2 pseudogenes are annotated in these 465 nt (G+C 41.9%); both read left to right on the forward strand.

Annotated elements, in window-relative coordinates:
* Positions 1-374: pseudogene (locus tag A3712_RS07325) on the forward strand (flagellar biosynthesis protein FlhF); the annotation flags it as partial.
* A pseudogene (locus tag A3712_RS28200) lies at positions 334-465 on the forward strand (MinD/ParA family protein); the annotation flags it as partial. The pseudogenes A3712_RS07325 and A3712_RS28200, both read left to right, overlap by 41 nt.

A 465-nucleotide genomic window follows, 5' to 3' on the forward strand; every position in this document is an offset into this window, starting at 1 on the left:
GACAACGAGATGTTCGTCTATCTGAGCAGTTAGACACATTGATGCAAGAGAGTGGCTCCGTTATCAATAGCTACCTTGTTTTGCCGGCTACAGCACAACGCAAAGTACTACAAGAGACAATTGAACACTTTAGAAGAATCCCATTGTCGGGATGCATCATGACTAAATTGGATGAATCCCTCAGTCCTGGTGAATTCATCAGTGTCGTAATACAAAATGCATTACCAGTTCCTTATATAGCAAATGGTCAACGAGTTCCTGAAGATATCGTTATAGCTCAACCAAAGTACATGATTGCTAAGGCAAATGAGCTATTAGAGAAATCTACAGAGAATGAACCTCATTACTGGAACAGCGATTCTGAAGGGCTCTAGGCGGCGGATAAATATGAATGAAAATATGATACACGATCAAGCTAGCGGCCTCCGTCGCTTAACCAAGCCTTCTATCACCAAAGTTATTGCG

The organism is Vibrio sp. HI00D65 (assembly GCF_001635455.1).
Classification (GTDB): Bacteria; Pseudomonadota; Gammaproteobacteria; order Enterobacterales; family Vibrionaceae; genus Vibrio.